Genomic DNA, 21,772 nt, shown 5'->3' on the forward strand with positions numbered 1-21,772 from the left:
TATCCACGGCGGAGATGCCCTGTACATGCTCAAACTTTGCTACCGCACCGGCTTGATCATCGCAACCTTGGCCGCGTTGAGCACGGTTGCACGGGCTGACACGGTTAAACCCCTCACTCTGTATAGCAGCCTCGCCGTTGCCGCTCCAGAACTCAACCCCGAAGTCCTCAAACGCGCCCTGAGCGCCATGCAATGTGCGGTGGGCAGCGGCCTGGAACGCTCCGAACGGCTGGCCGTCATTGATTATTCCCAGCCCTCGACCGCCCGTCGCCTGTGGATCTTCGACCTGCGCAAAAAGACCCTGGTGTTGCGCGACCTGGTGGCCCACGGGCAAAAGTCCGGGGAAAACTTCGCCACGCAGTTCTCCAACCGTGAGGGCAGCTACCAGTCCAGCCTGGGGTTGTTTCGCACCCAGGAAAGCTACGAAGGCGCCCATGGCTACTCGTTGCGCATGGACGGCCTGGAGCCGGGTTTCAACGACCGGGCACGCGAACGCGCCCTCGTGATTCATGCCGCCGACTACGTCAGCCCATTGTGGAGCAAGCGCGAAGGCCGCATCGGCCGCAGCCAGGGCTGCCCGGCGGTGCGCCCGCAAGTGGCGCGTCAGGTGGTGGACAAACTCAAGGATGGCCAGTTCATGTTTTCCTGGTACCCGGACCAGCGCTGGCTCAAGTCCTCGACCTACCTGAACTGCAAACCCCGACAGTTCGCCAGCAACGGGGCCGTCAAAGGCGGCTGAGGCTTGCTACCATGGGGCTCGCGCCACCGGGAACTTCACCGTGTTCCCGGGCCTGACGAGAGAGAACCTGACATGCTTCTACACACGTCCACCTGGATCGAGATCGGACAGTTCCTGGAACGCAGCCGCAGCATTGTGATCCCCATTGGCTCCAACGAGCAGCACGGCCCCACCGGCCTGTTGGGCACCGACTGGATGTGCCCGGAAATCATCGCCCACGAGGCACAGAAACACGCTGACATCCTGGTCGGCCCCACCTTCAATATCGGTATGGCCCAGCACCACCTGGGGTTTGCCGGCACCATTTCGCTGCGCCCGTCCACATTTATCGCGGCCATCGGCGATTGGGTGCGTTCACTGGCCGGGCATGGTTTCGAGAAGATCCTGTTTCTCAACGGCCACGGCGGCAATATCGCATCGATTGAAGCGGCGTTTTCCGAGCTGTACGCCGAGGCCAGCTTTAGCGGCCGGGCAGCGGGTTATGCGTTGAAGTTGTGCAACTGGTGGGACCTGGAAGGCGTAGGCGAACTGGCCAACCGGCAGTTCCCTACCGGCCATGGCAGCCATGCCACGCCGTCGGAGATTGCGGTGACGCAATGGGCTTACCCGCACACGATCAAATCCGCCGACTACGCGCCAAAAATCGCCAACACCGGGCCGATTCGCGAAGCACAGGACTTTCGCGCACGTTTCCCCGACGGCCGCATGGGCTCGGACCCAGCCCAGGCCACCGCAGAAAAAGGCGGTGAACTGGTAGCGTTGGCCGCCAAGGGGCTGGTCAACGCGCTTGGCAGTTTCAGCCAGGAACCCAAGCCGGTTTAAAGGCAGTCTTGCGCCACTTGCTCAAAGCGCGAGGCCATGAGGGTGGAGGCCAGCGGCTTGCGCTCGTACAGGAATACCTTGCCGCCGTCCTGGGACTTGTAGACTTCCAGAATATTGTCGGCGGCAATCTTGCTGGTCACCACGATACGGGCGTGCCGCGAGTTTTGCGTCACCGTGGAGGCCAAGCCGTGTTTTTCGAACTTGGGCACGACACATTGCACATAGGCTTCGGGCAGCTTGCTGGTTTGCAAGGTCGCCGTAGGGGCATTCGGGGCGGAAGCACAGCCCGCCAACAGCAATGACGCAACGGCCAAGGCCTGTACAAACATGGGACGCATATAAAATCCTGAGAATTAAAAACCGCGAGGTTGGTTTTAACCGGCAGCCACCAGCGCCTTGAGCGAGGAGTCGAACTGCCTTAATGCATTAAGTTGTATGTCACGTTGCTGCTCGATACCGGCCGCAATCTCGGGCGCCGCCTTGCCATGCACCCACACCGATGGCAGTTGTTGCTCCACCGCACCTTCGGCCTTGGCAATGTAGTGCAGGTCGGCATCGTAGAACCGTGCCACGAACCGCGCCTGCACCTGGGTGTTGCGTTGGGTCAGCAACTGATTGTGGGTGTCGAGCATCACCACCACGTCAGGGTGGGCCTGCACCAGCGCGTCCAGCGAATCATAGACAGTCACAGAGACAAACGTTCCCTGCAACGAACTCAACAACCAATCGATGGCCAGCTGCGGGTCGGAGCTGTCGACGAATGCCTGGCGGATCCGGCCATCCAGCGCACCCTTGGCGCCGTGGGTGGCCATGGCGTGGTAGCGCTCGAGGTACTGCAGGTTGTCCAGCGTGTTGTCGGTGTACAACACACCCACTGACTGCGCGTTTTGCAGCGACGTCACACTGGGCGTGATGGGCGACAGGTGCACCGCTCGTCCGTCATCGGCATAAACCGGGGCGATCGTACTGGCCAACATCACGGCTATCAAGACCAACTGGGCAAAAGACCTCATCGCGCAACTCCTTGAGCGGCTTCTTCGATGGGGCGATTTTCCGCCTTTTGCAGCAAAACAGAACTTGCGATGCGTGATGGTGACTATTATCTGAAGCGATAGTAAAACGCCGTGTACCCGCTGCAAATGATAAGGACTGCCGATGAAACCCCACCAGAAAACCTTCGACCGCATCCGCGAAGCCGTCCTGCCGGAGTTTCGCGAACGGGTTGCCGACTACTTGATTGACTACGAAGACGTGCTGCTGGACGAGGCCGCAGGGCCCGACCAGGTCTGCGCCACCGCCCACCAACTGCGCGGTTACCTGCGCGGCCTGAACACCACCCGGGTGCTGGGCATGGCCGACTGGGAAGACCTCGACCGCAGGCTTCAGCGAATATCCACCCGGTAATGAAAGTGCCCGGCATTGCCGCAGGAGTGCCGCCACTCCAGCGGCTGCCCGGCGTAGTCACGGGCCAGGCGCTCGATCACCACCGTCACGCTGCCGGCCGGTATCTGCAACACCTGGGCATCCGCTTCGCTGGCGGGCACGGCCATGAGGGTTTCCTCGGCCGACGCCACCACTTGGCGGCACACCGTTTCGTACAGCGGGTACAGCAACAGGCACGGTGGGCTCAAGTCCAGTGCCAGCAGCGGTTGGAACCGGGCCTGCGGTAACCAGATCTGTTCGGTCAACACCGGTTGCGCCCCTACGCGGCGCACCCGCTCGATGCGAATCACTAACGCCTCCGGCGCCAGCCCCAGGGCCTGGGCCACGGCAACGGGTGCGGGCATCGATTCGACGGACTGGATGCAACTTTCCAGCGCCAGGCGCTCGCCGTCCGGCCCCTCAAAGCGGAAGAAGCGCGACAACGACGTTTTGAACTGCGGGCGTCGCACAAACGTTCCGCGCCCCTGCTGGCGCTCCAGAATCCCTTCCCCCACCAACGCCTCGACGGCCTTGCGCACAGTGCCGGTAGACAGCTCGTACTCACTCGACAACACCGCCTCCGGTGGGATGGCTTCACCGGGGCCCCAGCGAAGGCTGGCGATCTGCTCGACCAAGTGGTCACGCAGGCGTTGGTACAACGGCAAACGCACATCGCTGGACAGGGTATTCATGGGCGGGGTCCACAGGGGGGGGGAACGCCACACTACGAGATCGCGCCGCGCAAATGAAATGCAGGGTTTTCATGGGGGCATTCCCGGCAGGAATACCAGCGCGCGCGTGGCGGTCATGGATGCGTCGAGCCGAGCGGCCGGGCCTTGCACATTTCATCCTGGCGACGAGCAGAACCTATACACTGCGCCTGTGTTTCTGAATGTTTCAGAACCGGGAGCCGGTGCAATTCCGGAATGAGCGCGCCACTGCACACAGGTACTGTTGATGATCCTACGCCTTGCCCAGATTTTCAGTGACTCCAACACCCACGTACGGGCCAAGTTGTTTGGCATATACGGCGTGTTGATCGGTATCAACGTAGCGGCCTGGCTCTGGGCATTGGTGGCGTTTCATGATCATCCCGTGCTGCTCGGCACTGCCTTGCTGGCCTATGGGTTTGGCCTGCGCCATGCGGTGGACGCCGACCATATCGCGGCCATCGACAACGTCACGCGCAAACTGATGCAGGAAAAAAAGCGCCCGGTCGCGGTGGGCTTCTTTTTCTCCCTGGGGCACTCCTCGGTGGTGGTGCTGGCCTCGGTGGGCGTCGCCTTCGCCACGGCGGCGATGCAGGACCATTTTGAAGGCTTCAAAGCCGTTGGCGGGGTGATCGGCACGTCGGTGTCGGCCTCGTTCCTGCTGGTGATCGCCTTGATGAACCTGGTGATCCTGCACTCGATCTACAAAGCCTGGCGCCATGTGCGCGCAGGCGGCGCGTATGTCGATGACGACTTCGACCTGCTGCTGGCCGACCGGGGGTTGATGGCGCGGTTTTTCCGCCCGCTGTTTCGCTTGATCACCCGCAGCTGGCACATGTACCCGCTGGGTTTCCTGTTCGGCCTGGGGTTTGACACCGCCACTGAAGTGGGCCTGCTGGGCATCTCTGCCAGCCAGGCGTCTGACGGCCTGTCGCCGTGGGCCATCATGGTGTTCCCGCTGCTGTTCAGCGCGGGCATGTCGCTGGTCGACACCCTCGACGGGCACCTGATGCTGGGCGCTTATGGCTGGGCGTACATGAAGCCGATCCGCAAGATCTATTACAACATGACCATCACGCTGGTGTCGGTGGTGGTCGCGGTGGTGATCGGCAGTATCGAGGCGCTGGGCCTGGTGGTCGACAAGCTCGACCTGCAGGGCGAGTTCTGGAGTTTCATCGGTGCGCTCAACGACAGCTTCGGCATGTTGGGCTACATCATCATCGGCATCTTCGCCGTCAGCTGGGCGCTTTCGGCGCTGCTGTACCGCCTGAAAAACTTCGACGGGATCGAGGTCAACCGCACACCGGCCTGACCCCGCCCCCAGGGGGAGCGAGCCCGCTCCCCTCTTCTCTCACCGCATCAAAGCCCCGCCACGTCCGCCTTGCTGCTGGCCACACGCTCCCCCACCGGCTGGCCCTTGAGGAAGTCGGTCACCAGGGTATTGAACGCCTGCGGTGCCTGCAAAAACGCAAAGTGACTGGTGCCCGGGATAAACGCCAGCGAGGCATTTGGAATGGCCTTGGCCATGTAGCGCGTGTGTTCCGGGCGGACGGCTTCGTCATGATCGCCATCGAGCACCAGCACCGGCGCCTTGATGGTGCGCAGTTGCGCCGGGGTCCAGTCTGGTTGCGTGCTGTACATCCGCGTCAGTTGGGCATTGAGGTTGTCAAAGCCCTTGGGCGTCGGCGACAACCGCGCGTATTCCTGCGGCGCACGCTTGAGCATCTCGCCAAAGGCCGGTTTTTTATCGGCGTCGGGAAAGGCGCCTGTGGTGTCGACGTTGGCACCAAAGGCCACCACCCGCCCGACGTTCTCCGGGTAGCGCATCGCCAGGTCCAGCGCGGTGATCCCGCCGTCGCTCCAGCCCAAAAAATCGGCCTTGGCCACGCCCAGCTTGGCCATCAACGCCGCCACGTCATTGGCGAACAGGTCATACCCCAACGGTTGATCGCCCTGGCTGCTGCGGCCGTGCCCACGGGTGTCCACCGAAATGACCTTGTAGTGCTTGGCCAGCAGTTGCACCTGGTTGGCCAGGTAGTCGGAGTTGGCCGGGCCGCCGTGCAACACCACCAGCGGCGCGCCTTGGCCGGTGATCGAATACGCCAGCTGAATGCCGTTGATGTCGGCGGTCTGGAAGGTGGCCGAATTGACCGGTGTCGGCGGCAACACCTCCCACGGTTTATCGGCGGCAAACGCCGAGCCGCCCAAGGACAAGCCCGCCAGCAAGCTCAACGACAGCAGGGAGGTTTTTTTTACGCCAAACAGTGAATAGCTCATGAGAAGACCCTAACGAGAGAAATGACAGCACCGACCACACATGGACCGTGCGCTATCAAGACGCTCGAGGGCGCGATCTATTCCTTCAGGGTTTTTGCCGCGATCAAAAATCCACCGTCGCCGACAGTTTCAGTGTGCGCGGCTCGCCTTGGGTCAGGTAGTTATTGGCGGTCGAGGCCGCAGCCCAATACGCCTTGTTCGCTACGTTTTCCACGTTGGCGCGCAGGGTGATGACCTTGTCATCGGCCTTGAAGCCATAACGTGCCCCGAGGTCGACCCGGGTCCAGGCCGGGATGCTCAAGGTGTTGGCGCTGTTGACGTACTCACCGCCGGTGCGCAGCATCCGTGCACTGACCGCCGCGCCTTGCAACCCGGGCACGTCCCAGTCCGCCCCCAGGTTGTACTGGAAACGCGGCACGCCCGGCGCACGGTTGCCGTCGGTGGCGCCGTTGGAGGTGTTGCGTTGCTCGGTGTCCATCCAGGTCGCCCCGGCCAACAGGCGCAGGCCGTCCACCGGCGCGCCAAACACGTTCAGTTCTACGCCTTTGTTGATCTGCTCGCCGTCGACGGTGAACGTGTCCAGCCGGTTGCCCGGCAAACGCGTGGTGGCGTTGTTGGGCTGCTCGATACGGTACACACCGAGCGTGGCGCCGTAGGTGTCCCAGTCCAGCTTCACCCCGGCCTCGGTCTGTTTGCTGCGCTTGGGCGGGAACACTGCGCCGGGGTTGGTCACGTTGGTCAACGGCGCCGTCGGGCCCTGGGCCAGGCCTTCGATGCGGTTGGCGTAGAACGACACATGCTCCCAGGGCTTGATCACCAGGCCATAGACCGGCGTGGTAATGGCTTCGGAATACGGCGTCCCGCGCACGCCCGAGGCGGTGTTCCAACTGTCGACCTCGATCGACTGGCGGCGCACACCCAGGGTCAGCAACACCCGGTCGTCAATAAAACCCAGGGTGTCGGACACCGCCGCGCTCTTGATGCGGTTTTTGCCCACCACGCGTGGGTCGTGGAGATCGCTGCCAAAATACGTCTTGGTGGGGCGCGGTGTTTGCGTGGGGTTGTAGAGGTTGCCCGGCTGACGGTCCGCCACCAGGATCGCCTCGTACGCCGAACGCTGCTCGCCCCAGATGCCCGACAACCCCAGGTTCATCTGGTGGGTCACAGGCCCCGTGTCGAAATGCCCGTTGAGGCCTGCCATCGCGCTGGTGTTGTCTTCATCGTGAGGCGAGTACAAGAACCCCACCTTGGCGCTGCCATCGTTGCCCACGTACAGCGAGGAATACTGGCCGTTCTCGCGGGTGTGCTTGGCGCCGCCACCGGCATAGGCGGTCCAGTGGTCGTTCAGGTCATATTCGGCGTTGATCATGCCGTAGGTGTCTTCGAGCTGCGACCAGCTCCAGTCCTGCGCATAGTTGTGCGTGGCCGACGGCGCATGCGGCACGTGGGTGCCATTCGGGTAGACCACCGAGCGGCCATTGTTGATGCGCTCTTTCTGGTAGCCAAGGTCGGTGGAAACCCGCAGGCGGTCGCCGCGGTAGTCCAGGGCGATGGCGATCAGTTGCGAGCTTTTGTGCTCATCGTCCACCGCCGTGTCGCCGCCATGCCGGGCCAGGTTGATGCGCGCGCCAAAGCGGTTGTCTTCGCCAAAACGCCGGCCCAGGTCCAGGTGGCCGCCCGCCTGGCTGTCGCTGGCGTAGTCCAGAGTGGCGCTGCGGGTGGGCGTGTCTTCGGCGCGCTTGGGCACCAGGTTCACACTGCCGCCAATGCCACTGCCCGAAGGCGCAACGCCGTTGACGAAGGCGTTGGGCCCCTTGAACAGCTCGACCCGCTCCAGCGCTTCGGTGGTGATGATCTGCCGGGGCAGTACGCCGTACAGGCCGTTGAAGGCGATGTCGTCGGTGTTCAAGGGCAAGCCGCGAATGGTGAACACTTGGGAGAAGTTGCCAAACCCCGCCGACTGGCGCACCGAGGCATCGTTGAGCAACACGTCGCCCACGGTGCGCGCCTGTTGGTCGGCGATGGTCTTGGCGGTGTAGCTGACCACGCTGAACGGCACCTCGTTGATCGAGCGAGTGCCCAACACCCCCAGACGCGCCGAGCGCGCCACCTGGCCACCGCCATAGGTGTCGGCCTGCGCCCCGCTCGCCTCGCCGCTGATGGTGGTGGCGCCCAGTTGCAGCGCGTCCCCACTGGCCTCGGGCACCACGGTGTAACCCATTGAAGCGGTGCCTTGCAGGGTGTAGCCGCTGCCCTGCAACAAGCGGGCAAACCCCGACGGCACGCTGAAACTGCCTTGCAGCCCCGGGCTTTGCTGGTTGTTGAGCAAACTGGAATCAAACGACAGCCCCACCCCCGACAACGCCGCGAACTGCGCCAGCACATTGCCCAACGGCCCCGGCGCCAGGGTGTAGCTGCGTACGGCACTGCTTTGCGCCGCGTCTGCCGCCTGGGTGTTTTGCAACGGCGCAAGGGCGGCCAGGGCGACGGCCAGGCTGAGCGCCTTCAAGGGACGGTACGGGAGCGGTCGGGAGGTCATCGGGGGTTCCTGTCGGCGCAGAGAAGTGTGGGGGTTTGCCCTACACCGCACGATCACGAAAAAGGTATCAGCCGCGATCAAAAAAAATACGCTCAGCGCGGCTCGACCGTTACCCAGTAGCCGGTCAGGCGGCTGACCGTCACCGGCAAGGTGTCTTGCAACAGGCGCAGGCTGGCGTCGGTATCGCGCAGGGAAAACGCCCCGGACACGGTCAGGCCCGCCACCGCGTGATGGCAGCGCAGCACGCCTGCGCGGTAGCGCGCCAGCTCGCTCAACAGGTCGGCCAGGCGCATGTGCTGGGCGAGCAGCATGCCGTTCTCCCAGGTCAGCGCACCGACCGCCAGCGGCTCGACCGCCTCCACAGCGCCTTGGCCAAACGCGCCCTGCTCGCCCGCCTGGACGATGGCCCCCTGGCTGGCATGCTCGGGCATCAATTGCACCGCGCCTTCTGTTACGGCCACCCGGCTGTACTGCTCGCCGACGCGCACACTGAACCGCGTCCCCAATGCCTGGGCGGTGCCGTGCCGGGTGTGCACCACAAACGGACGATGGCCGGGTTGTGGGTCTTTGGCCGTGGTGATCAGCACTTCGCCCTGGATCAGCTCAAGGCGCCGCAGTTGCTCGCTGAACACGATGTTCAGTGAGCTGTGGGTGTTGAGTAGCACGCGGGTGCCGTCGGGCAAGGTGAGGGTCTTTTGCTCGCCGATGGCGGTGTGTTGGTCGGCGCTCCATTGCTGCCACGGCAACTGGCGGTACGCCAGCCACGTCGCGGGGCCTGCGGCCAGCAGCAACCCCAGCGCCTGGCGGCGGCCAAGGGGCTTCTTGCGGTTGAGGCGTTTGAGCGTGTCGCCCGCAATGGCAGCCGGCACGCTGTCAAAATCCCCCAGAATCGCCTGTGCCCGCTGCCACGCCTGCGCGTGCTGGACGCTGCGGCCTTGCCACTGGGCCAGGGCGCCGCGGTCTTCGTCGGTGGCGCTGCCGGACTGCAACTGCACCATCCAGTCGGCGGCTTCGCCCAAAATGAGCGGGTCGATGGGCGGGTTCATGCCACGCTCAAGCAGGCCAGGAATGCCTCGCGCATGTAGCGCTTCACCGAAATCAGCGACACCCCCAGCGCCTGGGCGATCTGCGGGTACGTCAGGCCGTCGATCTGGGACAGCAAAAACGCCTGGCGGGTTTTTTCCGGCAAGTCGCGCAGCATGGCTTCGATACGGTACAGCGCTTCCAGGATCAGCCAGCGGGTTTCCGGCGACGGGACCTGTGGCTCAGGCAAGTGGGCGATGGTGTGCAAGTACGCCCGCTCCACGTCCTGGCGGCGCCAGCGGTCGATCATCAGCCCTTTGGCGATATGGGTCAGCAGCGCTCGCGGCTCGGCCCCCAAACTGGCGGTGCCCGGGCGGGTGAGCAAGCGCATGAAGGTGTCGTGGGCCAGGTCTGCGGCATCACTGGCATTGCCCAACTTGCGATCCAGCCAGCGGTGCAGCCAGCTGTGGTGTTCGCAGTACAGGTCCTGGATGTGCGGATGAACGGGAGACGACATGCCAATCACCGGGGGCGCCGGGTGATGAGCCCAAGCAGTAATTAAGAATTGATCGCATTCTAATCTGCTGGGGTTGTAACTGGCAATTTCATCTCGGGAGCGGGCGGACTCAGTGTTTGTAATCGGTGTCGGTGCGTTCCAACTGCCGAATCAGCGCGTTCCAGTGCCGCGCCACGCCGGGCCCGTCACCGGCCTTGAACACCTCGGCTTGTTTTTCCACCTTGGCCACCACCTCGGCAGGCGGGAAAATCAGCTGGTCGTTGCCGCCCGCCTGCGCCGCGATCTGAATGTTGCAGGCCCGCTCCAGCCCCTGCAACAGCATGAACGCGTGCTCCACGCTCACCCCGGCCGTCAGCAGCCCGTGGTTACGCAAGATCATCACGCTCTTGTCGCCCAGGTCCGCGATCAGCCGCTCGCGCTCGTCCAGGTCCAGGGCCACGCCTTCGTAGCCGTGATAAGCCACGCGCCCGGAAAACCCGAGGGCATGCTGGGAAATCGGCAACAAACCACCCTGCTGCGCCGACACCGCAATGCCGTCGCAGGTGTGGGTGTGCAACACCGCTTGCAGGTCAGGGCGGGCGCCGTGGATTGCGCTGTGGATCACATAACCTGCGTAGTTGATGCCAAGGCCGGTAGGGTCGTCGACGAGCGTGCCGTCGATGTCGACCTTGACCAGGTTGGACGCGCTGATTTCATCGAACAGCAAGCCAAACGCGTTGATCAGAAAGTGCTCGTCGGGCCCCGGCACACGGGCCGAAAAATGCGTGTAGATGTGATCGGTCCACTTGTGCAGCGCCGCCAGCCGATACGCCGCTGCAAGCTTGACGCGCACCTCCCACTCTTCGGGCGTCACGCGCAGGCGCACGGGGCTGGAGACGCTGGGTAATGCACTGACGCTGCTCATGGCAAGACTTCCTGTAGGGCCTTAAGGACTACGGGCAAGCCTAGGGGATAGAGCAAAATAATAAAAAGCACATTTTAATCTAAGCTAATTATTATTATTTTTTATATTCACCCCACCTTCAGGCGGCATCACGCGCCGTGTGCAAAGCGCCCGCCACCCGTTTGCCAAAGGCCTCCACCGGCGCTTGCAGGTTGCCCAGAAAGTGCGGGTAGATGAGCCACAAGTCCATCACCGGCTTGAAGTCCTTCAGCGGCATGACCGCCAGTTGCGCGCGATGGGCACTGCGTTCCAGCAACGGACGCGGCACCAGGCCAAGGCCCAGGCCGTCTGCCACCAGGCCCAGTTGCAACTCGGTGCCAAAGGTTTCCAGGTTGACCTGCAGCGCCAGGCCCTGGTCCGACAAGGTCCGGTGCAACCCCGCTCGAAACCCGCAGCCGTCGGGGTTGAGCACCCAGCCGTTCTGGTACACGTCCGCCAGCTTGCACGCGCGCGCGGGCACCTGCGACAGGGCGCAGACCACCACCAGTTCCATCTTGCCGATGGACTGGCCCACGATGTTGTCGGGAAACACCTTGCCCGCCGGAAACAACGCGGCGGCGGCGTCCAGCTCGCCGCGTTCGATCTTGCCCACCAACTGGCTGCCCCAGCCGGTGGCGACCTGGGCCTGCAACTCGGGGTAGTCGTTGCGTAGGTGCTTGAGCGCGTCCAGCAGCACCACATCACCCAGGCTCTGCGGCACGCCCAGGCGCAACAGGCCGGTGGGCGGTGCGTCGGTGGCGACCAGTTCACGCAGCGCGTCCATTTCCCTCAGGATCAACCGGCACTGTTCATACACCCGGGTGCCGATCAACGTCGGCTTGAGCGGTTTGGTGTTGCGGTCGAACAACGCCACACCCAAGGCCTGCTCGAAGTTCTGCACGCGGCGGGTAATGGCCGGCTGGGTCAGTTGCAGCGACTCGGCGGCATGGCTGATGGACTGGCAACGAATCACTTCGACAAAGGCATCGATATCGTCAATTTTCATTTGGGCTGCACATAGAGACGCGTCGTTAAAATGTGCAAAAAGCATAGTTCCATTGCTGGCGCCTGAATAGAGCGGCAGCCGATCAATAACGTCTAACCCTAGTCAAACCGGTTCTAAATTCCTTTCAGCTATAACCTAATCATTAAAAAATAGCATATTAAAGCCAATCATTATGCTTAGATAAAACCCTCCCCACAGACCGGAACGGTTATGACCCAGGCCCGACACCCCGAGCGACTCAGAGCCTTCATAGGCGCCCTGGCCGAATTGATCGACGGCAACCCACGCGAAGGCGATGTGCTGCATCGCGGCGGCAAACTGCTCGCCCAACTGGTGAGCCATGACGACTGGCTGCCGGACGAATTCGCCCAGGCCAGCCCCGAGCGCTACCAGCAATACCTGCTGCACGCCGACTCGCGCCAACGCTTCAGCATCGTCAGTTTTGTATGGGGCCCCGGGCAACGCACGCCGATCCACGACCATCGGGTCTGGGGGCTGATCGGCATGCTGCGCGGCGCGGAGTATTCCCAAGGGTTCGTGCGGGCCGCCGAGGGCCACCTGGTGCCCGAGGGCAAAGCCATCCGGCTTGAACCGGGCCAGGTCGAGGCTGTGTCGCCCAAGATCGGTGACATCCATCAGGTCAGCAACGCGTTCAGCGACCAGGTGTCGGTGAGCATTCATGTGTACGGCGCCAATATCGGCGCGGTGCACCGTGCCGTGTACCAGCCGGACGGCAGCGAAAAGCTGTTTATCTCCGGTTATTCCAATGCCTTTCTCCCAAACATCTGGGACCTGTCCAAAGAAAAGAGCCCTGCCCTATGAGCCTTGTACCCACCCGTTCTTTCGCGCAGATTCGCCAGGCCCTGCTGGACCGTGAAGAGGTCGCCCTCGTGGATGTGCGCGAAGAGGCGCCGTTTGCCGAGTCTCACCCGCTGTTCGCCGCCAACATCCCGCTGTCCAAGCTGGAACTGGAGGTGTATGCGCGCATTCCCCGGCGTGACACCGCCCTCACCGTCTACGACAACGGCGAAGGCCTGGCGAGCATCGCCGCCGAACGTTTGCAGCAACTGGGCTACACCCAGGTGAGTCGCCTGGAAGGTGGCCTGGACGGTTGGCGCCAGGCGGGCGGTGAGCTGTTCATCGACGTCAACGTGCCCAGCAAGGCCTTTGGCGAACTGGTGGAAAGCCTGCGCCACACGCCCTCCCTCGCTGCCGAAGAGGTGCAGGCCCTGCTCGACGCCGAGGCCGACGTGGTGGTGCTCGACGCCCGCCGCTTCGACGAATACCAGACCATGAGCATCCCCACCGGCATCAGCGTGCCCGGCGCCGAACTGGTGCTGCGCGCCCGCGAGCTGGCGCCGGACCCGGCCACCCGCATCATCGTCAATTGCGCCGGGCGCACCCGCAGCATCATTGGCACTCAATCGCTGATCAACGCCGGTATCGCCAACCCGGTGTCGGCGCTGCGCAACGGCACCATCGGCTGGACCCTGGCCGGGCAAACCCTGCAACACGGCCAGTCGCGGCGCTTTGCCCCCACGCCCGAAGCACACCGGCAACTCGCCGACCGGCAAGCGCGCAACGTGGCCGACCGGGCCCGCGTGGGCCGCGCCACCCTCGCCGACCTGCACGGCTGGCAACAGGAACCGTCGCGCACCACTTACCTGTTCGATGTCCGCACCCTGGAAGAATTCGACGCCGGTCACCTGCCCGGCTCACGCGCCACGCCCGGCGGCCAGCTGGTGCAGGAAACCGACCACGTTGCCAGCGTACGCGGCGCGCGCCTGGTGCTGGTGGACGATGACGGCGTACGCGCCAACATGTCCGCCTCATGGCTCGCGCAGTTGGGCTGGGACGTGCACGTGCTGGACGACCTGCAACCGGCACACTTCAGCGAACGCGGCCCGTGGCAAGCCCCGGTGCCCGCGCCTCAACAGGCCGAACTCGTCAGCCCGCACACCCTGGCCCAATGGCTGACCCAGGGCGATACCGCCGTGCTGGATTTCACCGCCAGCGCCAACTACGTCAAACGTCATATCCCCGGCGCCTGGTGGGCCTTGCGCGCACAACTGCCCCAGGCCCTGGCGGTGATTCCCGCCGCGCAGCGCTACGTGCTGACCTGCGGCAGCAGCCAACTGGCCCGGCTGGCAGTGGCCGAGGTGGCGGCGCTCACCGGCAAGCCGGTGTTCTTGCTGCAAGACGGCACCGCGGGCTGGATCGCCGCGCAGCTGCCGCTGGAGGAAGGCGAAAGCCACCTGGCCTCGCCGCGTATCGACCGTTACCGCCGCCCTTACGAGGGCACCGACAACCCACGGGAAGCCATGCAGGCGTACCTGGACTGGGAGTTCGGGCTGGTGGCGCAACTGGCACGCGACGCAACCCATGGGTTTTACGTGATCTGACGCCCACCGTTACCCGCTCACCGACCCCTTCTCCAGGCGGAGGTACTCACCCCCTTGTCCACCCGCCTGGAGCCTGCACCCCATGGTTTTTGCCACCTCCCTCAAACACCTCTTGCTCAGCGGCGCCCTCGCCCTGGGCCTGGTCACCCCTGCCTTCGCCGCCGACCTGCAACCGCTGCGCGTGGCCAATCAGAAATCCACCATCAAGGCGCTGCTGGAAGTCGCCGGTGAATTAAAAGACGTGCCCTACCCCATCCAGTGGTCCGAGTTCCCCGCCGCCGCGCCCTTGGGCGAAGCGCTCAACGCAGGCGCCGTGGACATCGGCGCCCTGGGTGACGCGCCGTATGTGTTCGCCCTCGGTGCCGGAGCGCCGCTCAAGGTGGTCAGCATCATTCACGCCCAAGGGCGCAACACCACGGCGATTTTGGTGCCCAAGGACTCGCCGATCAAAACCGTGGCCGACCTCAAGGGCAAACGCATCGTCACCACCCGGGGCTCCATCGGCCACTTCCTGGCGATCAAGGCCCTGCGCAGCGTGGGCCTGAGCACCGCCGACGTGCAGTTTATCTTCCTGCTGCCCAGCGAATCGCGCCTGGTACTGGACAACGGCACCGCCGACGCCTGGTCGACCTGGGACCCGTACACCACCGTCGTCACTTCGCAAAGCCAGGCCCGGGTGCTCGCCAGCGGCAACCATTTGCTGAGCAACCACCTGTACTTCGCGGCCACCAGCAAGGCCATCGCCGACAAGCGCCCGCAACTCGAAGACTTTATTGCCCGGGTCGACCGCGCCTACCGCTGGAGCAACGCGCACCCCAACGAATTTGCCGCCGCCAACGCCCGCATCACCGGCCTGCCGCTGGAGGTGCATGTGGCCGTGGCCAACGCCACCCACATGCAGTCGGTGGCGATTGACGAGGCGGTGATCCGCGGCCTGCAAGCCACGGCCGACATTTACCAGCAAGAAGGCCTGCTGACCCGACACATCGATGCCGCCACCGGTTTCGACGCCAGCTTCAACGCCAAACGTGCGCCCTTCACCCAGGTTTCCAGCCAGTAATGGAGTCAGATCATGAGTAAACGCCCACTCAAACTCGGTGCCATGGTGCATGGCGTCGGCCACGGCTGGGGCGAATGGCGCCACCCGCAGGCCTTGCCGAATGCCAGCGTCAATTTCGGGTTCTATCGGCACCAGACGCAATTGGCCGAGCAGGCCAAGTTCGACTTTGTGTTCATCGCCGACAGCCTGCACATCCACCCCAAATCCAGCCCCCATTACCTCAACCGTTTTGAGCCGCTGACGCTGTTGTCCGCCCTCGCCGCGCTGACGTCGCACATCGGCCTGGTGGCCACCGTGACCGTGAGCTACACCGAACCGTTCCAGGTGGCCCGCCAGTTGGCGTCCCTGGACCACCTCAGCGGCGGTCGCGCCGGCTGGAATGTGGTCACCTCCTGGCTCAGCGGCACCGCCGACAACTTCAGCAAGGCCGAACACCCGCCGCACGCCGTGCGCTACCGCATCGCCAAGGAACACCTGAACGTGGTCAAGGGCCTGTGGGACTCCTGGGAGGACGACGCCTTTGCCTACAACAAGCAAAGCGGCGAGTTTTTCACCCCTGCCAAACTGCATGCACTGGAGCACAAGGGCGAGTTTTTTTCGGTCAAGGGCCCGCTGAACATCGCCCGCTCACGCCAGGGCCAGCCGGTGATTTTCCAGGCGGGCACCTCGGAGGACGGGCGCCAGTTCGCCGCCGAAAACGCCGACGCGATTTTTGTGCACGCCGAAAACATCGACGCGTCGCGCGCCTACGCACAAGACCTGAAAAACCGCGCCCGACAGGTGGGACGCCATGCCGACGACTTATCGATTTTGCCGGGCATCCGCCCGATTGTCGGGCGCGACGAGGCCGAGGTCGAACGCCGCTACCAGCAGGCGGTTGACCTGGTGTCGATCGAAGACGCGATCGTCGCCCTCGGCCGCCCGTTCAACGACCACGACTTCAGCCGTTACCCGCTGGACGCGCCCTTTCCCGAGTTGGGCGATTTGGGCGCCAACAGTCAAAAAGGCGGTTCCGATCGCATCAAGCAATTGGCCCGCGACGAGGGGCTGACCCTGCGTGAAGTGGCGCTGCGTTTCTCGCGGCCCGGGCGTGATTTTGTCGGCACCCCGGAGCAGGTCGCCGACACGATCCAGACCTGGTTTGAAACCGGCGCCTGCGACGGCTTTATCATCAACTCGGTGCTGCCGGACGGCCTGCAGTACTTCACCGAATACGTGGTGCCGGTGCTGCAACAACGCGGGCTGTTTCGCCGCGAGTACAGCGGCGAAACCCTGCGCGAGCACTTTGACCTACCCGTACCCGCCAACCGCCACAGCACGCCCGACCCCGCGCGCAACGCGGGGTAACAGGCGCGTCAAAGGTGTTCGCGCAAAAACTCGACCAGCGCCTGGATGGGGCGCGAGCTTTGCCGGTGTTGGGGGTACACCGCCGACAACGTCAACGGCTGCGGGGCAAACGCATCCAGCAACGTCACCAGGTGCCCGTCCGTCAACGCCTGCGCCGCAATAAAAGTCGGCAGGTACGCGATGCCCAACCCGGCGATGGCCGCCTCGCGCAGCAACTCGCCATTGTTGGCGCGCATGCGCCCGCTCACCGCGTGAGTGTGCGCCTTGCCCCGGGCCTGAAAGCGCCATTGCACCTGGCGCCCATGGCCGTAGGTGAGGCAGTCATGCTCGGCCAGGTCCTCAGGTTTTTGCGGGGTGCCACGGCGGGCCAGGTAATCCGGACTGGCGCAGTACACCCTGGGGACGCTGGTGATGTGCCGGGCAATCAGGGTCGAGTCTTCCAGGGTGCCGATGCGCAATACCAGGTCGTAGCCTTCGCCGATAAGGTCCACCGGGCGGTCGCTTAAATCGACTTCCACCGAGACGTGCGGGTAGCGGTGCAAGAACTGCGGCAACAAGCTGCCCAGGTGCGCCATGGCAAACGACAGCGGCGCGCTGAGCCGAAGGGTGCCCCGGGGCTCGCTGTTCTGGCCGGCAATGCCCTGCTCCACTTGCTCGACTTCGCCGAGCAGGCGCAAGGCCGATTCATAGTAGCTCTGGCCCAGCGGTGTCACGTCCAGGCGACGCGTGGAGCGGTTGAGCAGGCGCACGCCCAAGCGTGCTTCCAACTGGATGAGGCGGCGGCTGACAAACTGCTTGGACAGGCCCAGTTGCTCGGCGGCAGCGGTAAAGCTGCCAGACTCCATGACCTGGCAAAACAGGCGCATGTCTTCGAAGGGATTCATTGTCACGGCTCGGTGGACATTTCCCGGGTTTATAACGGGTTTGTCCCGGCGGTACAAATCGAATAGCAGATAGGCTGATCGCTCCCACACCCGGGAACGATCAGCCCGGCACTTGCGACGGTCTTACTTGGCCGTGAACGCCGCGTAGCTGTTCATCAAGTTGCGGTAGTTGGGAATGCGCGGCGACAGCAGGTTGGCCAGGCCTTCCATGTCGTTGCGCCAGTCCACCTGCAGCTCGCAGGCCACCGAGAACCAGTTCACCAACTGCGCCCCGGCAGCGGTCATGCGGGCCCAGGCGGCTTGCTGCACGGTTGTGTTGAAGGTGCCCGAGGCGTCGGTCACCACGAAGACGTCAAACCCTTCGGCCAGCGCCGACAGCGTCGGGAAGCTCACGCACACGTCGGTGACGACGCCTGCGATGATCAGTTGCTTGCGGCCAGTGGCTTTCACCGCCTTGACGAAATCTTCGTTGTCCCAGGCGTTGATCTGGCCGGGACGGGCGATGTAGGGCGCGTCCGGGAACAGCGCCTTGAGCTCGGGCACCAGCGGGCCGTTGGGGCCGCTTTCAAAACTGGTGGTGAGGATGGTCGGCAGTTTGAAGAACTTGGCCACATCGGCCAGCGCCAACACGTTGTTCTTGAATTCGTTGGGCGAAAAATCCTGCACCAGCGAGATCAGGCCGGTCTGGTGGTCCACCAGCAGAACCAGTGCATCGTCTTTGTTCAGACGTTTGTACGTCATGGTGTTACTCCTTTTAGGGTTGATTCAAAACGCGAAACACGAGCAGCCAAATGCGCCCCAGAAACCCTGGAAGTCGCTGACCGGCACGTTGGACAGGCGCGCCCGCTCATGGCTGTGGGCATGCACCCCGCACGGGCCCCTGCATTGGTGAACCTGGGCCTGCACCGCCGAGGTCGGGCGCCAGTGGCCCGGCACCTTGACCACCGGCGACCAGTCGGGCAGCACCGGCACGCGGGGCGGTGCGAGGTGGTCGAAATCACCGGCGCCGTACACCACCTTGCCGCCGACCACGGTCAGGACCGACTCGATCCACTTGATGGCCTCTTCATCGACGCTGAAAAAGTCCGCCGACAAGGCCGCCACGTCGGCCAGTTGGCCAACCTTGATCGGGCCCTTCTTGCCCTGCTCGGACGAGAACCAGGCGCTGCCGTGGGTAAACAACTCAAGCGCGGTGAGGCGCGGCAGGCCTTCGGCGTGCAGCTCAAGGCCGCCCACGGTACGCCCGCTGACCATCCAGTACAGTGAAGTCCAGGGGTTATAGCTCGACACGCGCGTAGCGTCGGTGCCCGCGCCCACCGGCACACCCTCGGCCAGCATGCGCTGGATCGGCGGCGTGGCCTGGGCGGCCTTGGCGCCGTAGCGCTCCACGAAATACTCGCCCTGGAACGCCATGCGGTCCTGGATCGCAATACCGCCGCCCAGGGCCCGCACGCGCTCGATGTTCTGGGCGGTGATGGTTTCGGCGTGGTCGAAGAACCACGGCAGGCCGTTGAATGGAATGTCACGGTTGACCTTCTCGAACACGTCGAGCATGCGCGAGATCGACTCGTTGTACGTGGCGTGCAGGCGGAACGGCCAGCGGTGCTCCACCAGGTGGCGCACCACCGGTTCCAGTTCCTGTTCCAGGGTTTGGGGCAGGTCGGGGCGCGGCTCCAGGAAGTCTTCGAAGTCGGCCGCCGAGAACACCAGCATTTCACCGGCCCCGTTGTGGCGCAGAAAGTCGTCGCCCTGGTGCAAGGTGACGCTGGAGGTCCACTGTTTGAAGTCGTTGAGTTCTTCCTTGGGCTTTTGCGTGAACAGGTTGTAGGCGATGCGCACCGTCAGTTGCTGGTCCTTGGCCAACTGCTCGATCACTTGATAGTCGTCGGGGTAGTTCTGGAAACCGCCGCCGGCATCGATGGCGCTGGTGAGGCCCAGGCGGTTGAGTTCACGCATGAACTGGCGCGTGGAATTGACCTGATAGTCCAGCGGTAATTTGGGGCCCTTGGCCAGGGTCGAATACAGAATCATCGCGTTGGGGCGCGCCACCAGCATGCCGGTGGGGTTGCCGTGCTGGTCGCGCACGATTTCGCCGCCGAGCGGGTTCGGCGTGTCCTTGGTGTAACCGGCCACCCGCAACGCGGCGCGGTTGAGCAAGGCGCGGTCGTACAGGTGCAGCACGAACACCGGGGTGTCGGGCGCGGCCTGGTTCAGCTCGTCGAGGGTGGGCAGGCGTTTTTCGGCGAACTGGAATTCGTTCCAGCCGCCCACCACCCGGACCCATTGCGGCGTGGGAGTGCGGTCGGCCTGCTCCTTGAGCAGGCGCAGGGCATCGGCCAGGGACGGCACGCCCTCCCAGCGCAGCTCGAGGTTGTAGTTCAGGCCGCCACGAATCAGGTGCAAGTGGGAGTCGTTGAGGCCGGGGATGAGCGTGCGGCCCTTGAGGTCGATGACCTGGGTGGCGCTGCCGCGCAGGGCCATGGCCTGCGCATCGGTGCCCACCGCCACAAAGCGCCCCTGGTGAATCGCCACGGCGCTGGCTCGCGGGTTTTCACGGTCCACGGTGTGAAATTGGCCATTGAACAGAATCAGGTCGGCATTCATCGGGGCTCCTTACAAGAGCAGGCGTGCAGGTGGAAGGCCAGTGTGCCGTTGCGCCCGGCGGAAAAATTGCACGCATGTGCTCAGCACGACCGATCGCCGCAGCGGTCTACACTGGGGGTTCGACCACCGGCAAGGTATGCTCGACCCCGCGCCCTCTGACCACGGACACTCATCATGGCCCCTTCTGCACCTGCACCCGGAACCCTGTGCGCCCGCCGCGAACAACAGGCCAAGCAATGGATCCTCACCCACCTGGCCCAGCCGTTGGACGTGAGCGAGCTGGCCCAGGCGTGCGCGCTGTCACGCAGCCATTTTTCCAGGGCGTTCAAGCGCACCACGGGCCTGTCGCCCCAGGAATGGATTCGCCAGCAACGCATCAAGCAGGCCAAGGTGCTCATTGCCGGCTCCACCCTGAGCCTGACCCAAATCAGCCAGGAATGCGGGTTTTGCGACCAGGCGCACTTTTGCCACCTGTTCAACCGCAGCGAGGGGGTCAACCCGCTGGCGTGGCGCAAACATCAACAACGCTACCGGCACCACCTGCGGGCACTACAGACCCTGATCGTCAACCCTGAAGCGACAGTCATTCCTGTTTCGGCTTCTTAATCAACTAAATCTCAACCAGTAACCTTCTTCTCACACCGCAGCCCTGCCCTCGCAGGCCTGCGCTACTTTGAGGAGATTCACCCATGCTGACCCTTCGTAAAGCCTCGGAACGCGGCCACGCCGATCACGGTTGGCTGAAGTCTGCCCACACCTTTTCCTTCGCCAACTACTGGGACCCGCGCGAACAGGGGTTCTCCGACCTGTTGGTGATCAACGACGACCGCGTGGCGGCCGGCAAGGGCTTCGGCCAGCACCCGCACCGGGACATGGAGATTGTCTCCTACGTGCTCGACGGCGCACTGGAACACCAAGACAGCCTGGGCACCGGCTCAGTGATCCGCCCCGGCGACGTGCAACTGATGAGCGCCGGCAGCGGCGTGGCGCACAGCGAGTTCAACCCCAGCCAGACGGCGGGCGTGCATTTTTTGCAGATCTGGCTGGTGCCAAACGTGGCCGGTGCCGAACCGCGTTACCAGCAAGCGCACTTCAGCGCTGAACAGAAACGTGGGCGCTTGCAACTGCTGATCTCCCCCGAAGGCGAGGCCGGCTCGCTGAGCGTACGCCAGGATGTGCGCGTGTATGCCGGCCTGTTCAACGGCGACGAAAGCGCCCGCCTGAGCCTGGCACCGGAACGGTATGCCTATGTGCACGTGGCGCAGGGCAGTATCGACGTCAACGGGCTGCGCTTGCGCGAAGGCGACGGTGCGCGGGTGCGCGATGAGCGGGAAATCCGCTTGAGCCACGGCGACGATGCGCAGGTGCTGGTGTTTGACCTGCGGCCTCAGGAACTGCCTGAGATGCCTTGACTGAAGCGACCAAGAGGCGGGCGCACGGTACTGAAAAATTCACTGGGCAGCGGGGACCGTTTGCCGCATAAATCAGTACCGTTCTT

General features: G+C 63.9%; 22 protein-coding genes. 10 read left to right on the forward strand and 12 right to left on the reverse strand.

Going from position 1 to position 21,772, the window contains the following annotated elements; translation table 11 throughout:
• Nucleotides 1–25: 25 nt before the first annotated feature.
• Both ACW9H9_RS15815 and ACW9H9_RS15820 read left to right on the forward strand, forming a co-directional pair.
• A complete protein-coding gene (locus ACW9H9_RS15815) occupies nucleotides 26–739 on the forward strand; it encodes a murein L,D-transpeptidase catalytic domain family protein (protein WP_457344152.1) in 714 nt (237 codons plus the stop codon).
• 72 nt (nucleotides 740–811) lie between these two features.
• Nucleotides 812–1,561, forward strand: a complete 750-nt coding sequence (locus ACW9H9_RS15820; RefSeq protein ID WP_457344153.1) for a creatininase family protein — start codon at nucleotides 812–814, stop codon at nucleotides 1,559–1,561.
• On the opposite strand, the gene ACW9H9_RS15825 is transcribed toward ACW9H9_RS15820, so the two are convergent.
• Nucleotides 1,558–1,899 carry a hypothetical protein gene (locus ACW9H9_RS15825; protein WP_457344154.1) on the reverse strand — a complete coding sequence of 114 codons (342 nt, stop codon included), beginning with the start codon at nucleotides 1,897–1,899 and terminating at the stop codon, nucleotides 1,558–1,560. The genes ACW9H9_RS15820 and ACW9H9_RS15825 overlap by 4 nt on opposite strands.
• 36 nt (nucleotides 1,900–1,935) lie before the next feature.
• Nucleotides 1,936–2,574, reverse strand: coding sequence for an ATPase (locus ACW9H9_RS15830; protein WP_457344155.1), 639 nt, complete (start codon nucleotides 2,572–2,574; stop codon nucleotides 1,936–1,938).
• 142 nt (nucleotides 2,575–2,716) lie between these two features.
• Between ACW9H9_RS15830 and ACW9H9_RS15835 the strand changes: the two genes are divergently transcribed.
• Nucleotides 2,717–2,965: a hypothetical protein gene (locus ACW9H9_RS15835; protein ID WP_457344156.1), complete on the forward strand. Its 249-nt coding sequence runs from the start codon at nucleotides 2,717–2,719 to the stop codon at nucleotides 2,963–2,965.
• Here the strand turns inward: ACW9H9_RS15835 and ACW9H9_RS15840 are convergent.
• Complete coding sequence (locus tag ACW9H9_RS15840) at nucleotides 2,944–3,675, reverse strand: GntR family transcriptional regulator (protein ID WP_457344157.1); 732 nt, start codon at nucleotides 3,673–3,675, stop codon at nucleotides 2,944–2,946. The two genes, ACW9H9_RS15835 and ACW9H9_RS15840, sit on opposite strands and share 22 nt — an antisense overlap.
• Before the next feature lie 265 nt (nucleotides 3,676–3,940).
• Between ACW9H9_RS15840 and ACW9H9_RS15845 the strand changes: the two genes are divergently transcribed.
• Nucleotides 3,941–5,005 carry a HoxN/HupN/NixA family nickel/cobalt transporter gene (locus ACW9H9_RS15845; RefSeq protein ID WP_457344158.1) on the forward strand — a complete coding sequence of 355 codons (1,065 nt, stop codon included), beginning with the start codon at nucleotides 3,941–3,943 and terminating at the stop codon, nucleotides 5,003–5,005.
• Between the two features lie 47 nt (nucleotides 5,006–5,052).
• Here the strand turns inward: ACW9H9_RS15845 and ACW9H9_RS15850 are convergent, their stop codons facing one another.
• From ACW9H9_RS15850 to ACW9H9_RS15875, 6 genes are all read right to left on the reverse strand, one after another.
• Nucleotides 5,053–5,970 (reverse strand): alpha/beta fold hydrolase, encoded by a 918-nt coding sequence (locus ACW9H9_RS15850; RefSeq protein ID WP_457344159.1) that lies wholly within the window; start codon nucleotides 5,968–5,970, stop codon nucleotides 5,053–5,055.
• A gap of 103 nt (nucleotides 5,971–6,073) precedes the next feature.
• The gene (locus ACW9H9_RS15855) at nucleotides 6,074–8,509 is read right to left on the reverse strand and encodes a TonB-dependent siderophore receptor (protein WP_457344160.1); all 2,436 of its coding nucleotides are present in this window, start codon (nucleotides 8,507–8,509) and stop codon (nucleotides 6,074–6,076) included.
• 92 nt (nucleotides 8,510–8,601) lie between these two features.
• Complete coding sequence (locus tag ACW9H9_RS15860; RefSeq protein ID WP_457344161.1) at nucleotides 8,602–9,555, reverse strand: FecR domain-containing protein; 954 nt, start codon at nucleotides 9,553–9,555, stop codon at nucleotides 8,602–8,604.
• Nucleotides 9,552–10,049 (reverse strand): sigma-70 family RNA polymerase sigma factor, encoded by a 498-nt coding sequence (locus tag ACW9H9_RS15865; RefSeq protein ID WP_457344162.1) that lies wholly within the window; start codon nucleotides 10,047–10,049, stop codon nucleotides 9,552–9,554. Before ACW9H9_RS15865 ends, ACW9H9_RS15860 begins: the two co-directional genes overlap by 4 nt.
• A 109-nt stretch (nucleotides 10,050–10,158) precedes the next feature.
• Complete coding sequence (locus ACW9H9_RS15870) at nucleotides 10,159–10,953, reverse strand: class II aldolase/adducin family protein (protein ID WP_457344163.1); 795 nt, start codon at nucleotides 10,951–10,953, stop codon at nucleotides 10,159–10,161.
• Between the two features lie 118 nt (nucleotides 10,954–11,071).
• Complete coding sequence (locus ACW9H9_RS15875; protein ID WP_457344164.1) at nucleotides 11,072–11,977, reverse strand: LysR family transcriptional regulator; 906 nt, start codon at nucleotides 11,975–11,977, stop codon at nucleotides 11,072–11,074.
• A 210-nt stretch (nucleotides 11,978–12,187) separates the two neighbouring features.
• On the opposite strand from ACW9H9_RS15875, the gene ACW9H9_RS15880 reads away from it, so the two are divergent.
• From ACW9H9_RS15880 to ACW9H9_RS15895, 4 genes are all read left to right on the forward strand, one after another.
• On the forward strand, nucleotides 12,188–12,799 hold the full coding sequence (locus ACW9H9_RS15880; protein ID WP_457344165.1) for a cysteine dioxygenase: 612 nt from the start codon (nucleotides 12,188–12,190) through the stop codon (nucleotides 12,797–12,799).
• Nucleotides 12,796–14,379, forward strand: coding sequence for a rhodanese homology domain-containing protein (locus ACW9H9_RS15885; protein WP_457344166.1), 1,584 nt, complete (start codon nucleotides 12,796–12,798; stop codon nucleotides 14,377–14,379). The genes ACW9H9_RS15880 and ACW9H9_RS15885 overlap by 4 nt, the downstream gene beginning before the upstream one ends.
• An 82-nt stretch (nucleotides 14,380–14,461) precedes the next feature.
• A complete protein-coding gene (locus ACW9H9_RS15890) occupies nucleotides 14,462–15,439 on the forward strand; it encodes an ABC transporter substrate-binding protein (RefSeq protein ID WP_457344167.1) in 978 nt (325 codons plus the stop codon).
• Nucleotides 15,440–15,451: 12 nt separating this feature from the next.
• Entirely contained in the window at nucleotides 15,452–16,786 is a 1,335-nt protein-coding gene (locus ACW9H9_RS15895) for an LLM class flavin-dependent oxidoreductase (RefSeq protein WP_457344168.1), read from the forward strand.
• Between the two features lie 8 nt (nucleotides 16,787–16,794).
• Here ACW9H9_RS15895 and ACW9H9_RS15900 read toward each other — a convergent pair whose 3' ends face one another.
• The 3 genes from ACW9H9_RS15900 to ACW9H9_RS15910 all read right to left on the reverse strand — a co-directional run bounded on the left by ACW9H9_RS15900 (nucleotide 16,795) and on the right by ACW9H9_RS15910 (nucleotide 20,274).
• Nucleotides 16,795–17,670 carry a LysR family transcriptional regulator gene (locus tag ACW9H9_RS15900; RefSeq protein WP_457344169.1) on the reverse strand — a complete coding sequence of 292 codons (876 nt, stop codon included), beginning with the start codon at nucleotides 17,668–17,670 and terminating at the stop codon, nucleotides 16,795–16,797.
• A 123-nt stretch (nucleotides 17,671–17,793) separates the two neighbouring features.
• A complete protein-coding gene (ycaC, locus tag ACW9H9_RS15905) occupies nucleotides 17,794–18,411 on the reverse strand; it encodes an isochorismate family cysteine hydrolase YcaC (RefSeq protein WP_457344170.1) in 618 nt (205 codons plus the stop codon).
• 24 nt (nucleotides 18,412–18,435) lie between these two features.
• A complete protein-coding gene (locus ACW9H9_RS15910) occupies nucleotides 18,436–20,274 on the reverse strand; it encodes an amidohydrolase (RefSeq protein ID WP_457344171.1) in 1,839 nt (612 codons plus the stop codon).
• 174 nt (nucleotides 20,275–20,448) lie between these two features.
• Between ACW9H9_RS15910 and ACW9H9_RS15915 the strand changes: the two genes are divergently transcribed.
• Nucleotides 20,449–20,880 (forward strand): helix-turn-helix domain-containing protein, encoded by a 432-nt coding sequence (locus tag ACW9H9_RS15915; protein ID WP_457344172.1) that lies wholly within the window; start codon nucleotides 20,449–20,451, stop codon nucleotides 20,878–20,880.
• Between the two features lie 83 nt (nucleotides 20,881–20,963).
• A complete protein-coding gene (locus tag ACW9H9_RS15920) occupies nucleotides 20,964–21,686 on the forward strand; it encodes a pirin family protein (protein ID WP_457344173.1) in 723 nt (240 codons plus the stop codon).
• The last annotated feature ends 86 nt before the right edge of the window (nucleotides 21,687–21,772 follow it).

The sequence above is a fragment of the Pseudomonas sp. SDO5215_S409 genome (assembly GCF_054071325.1).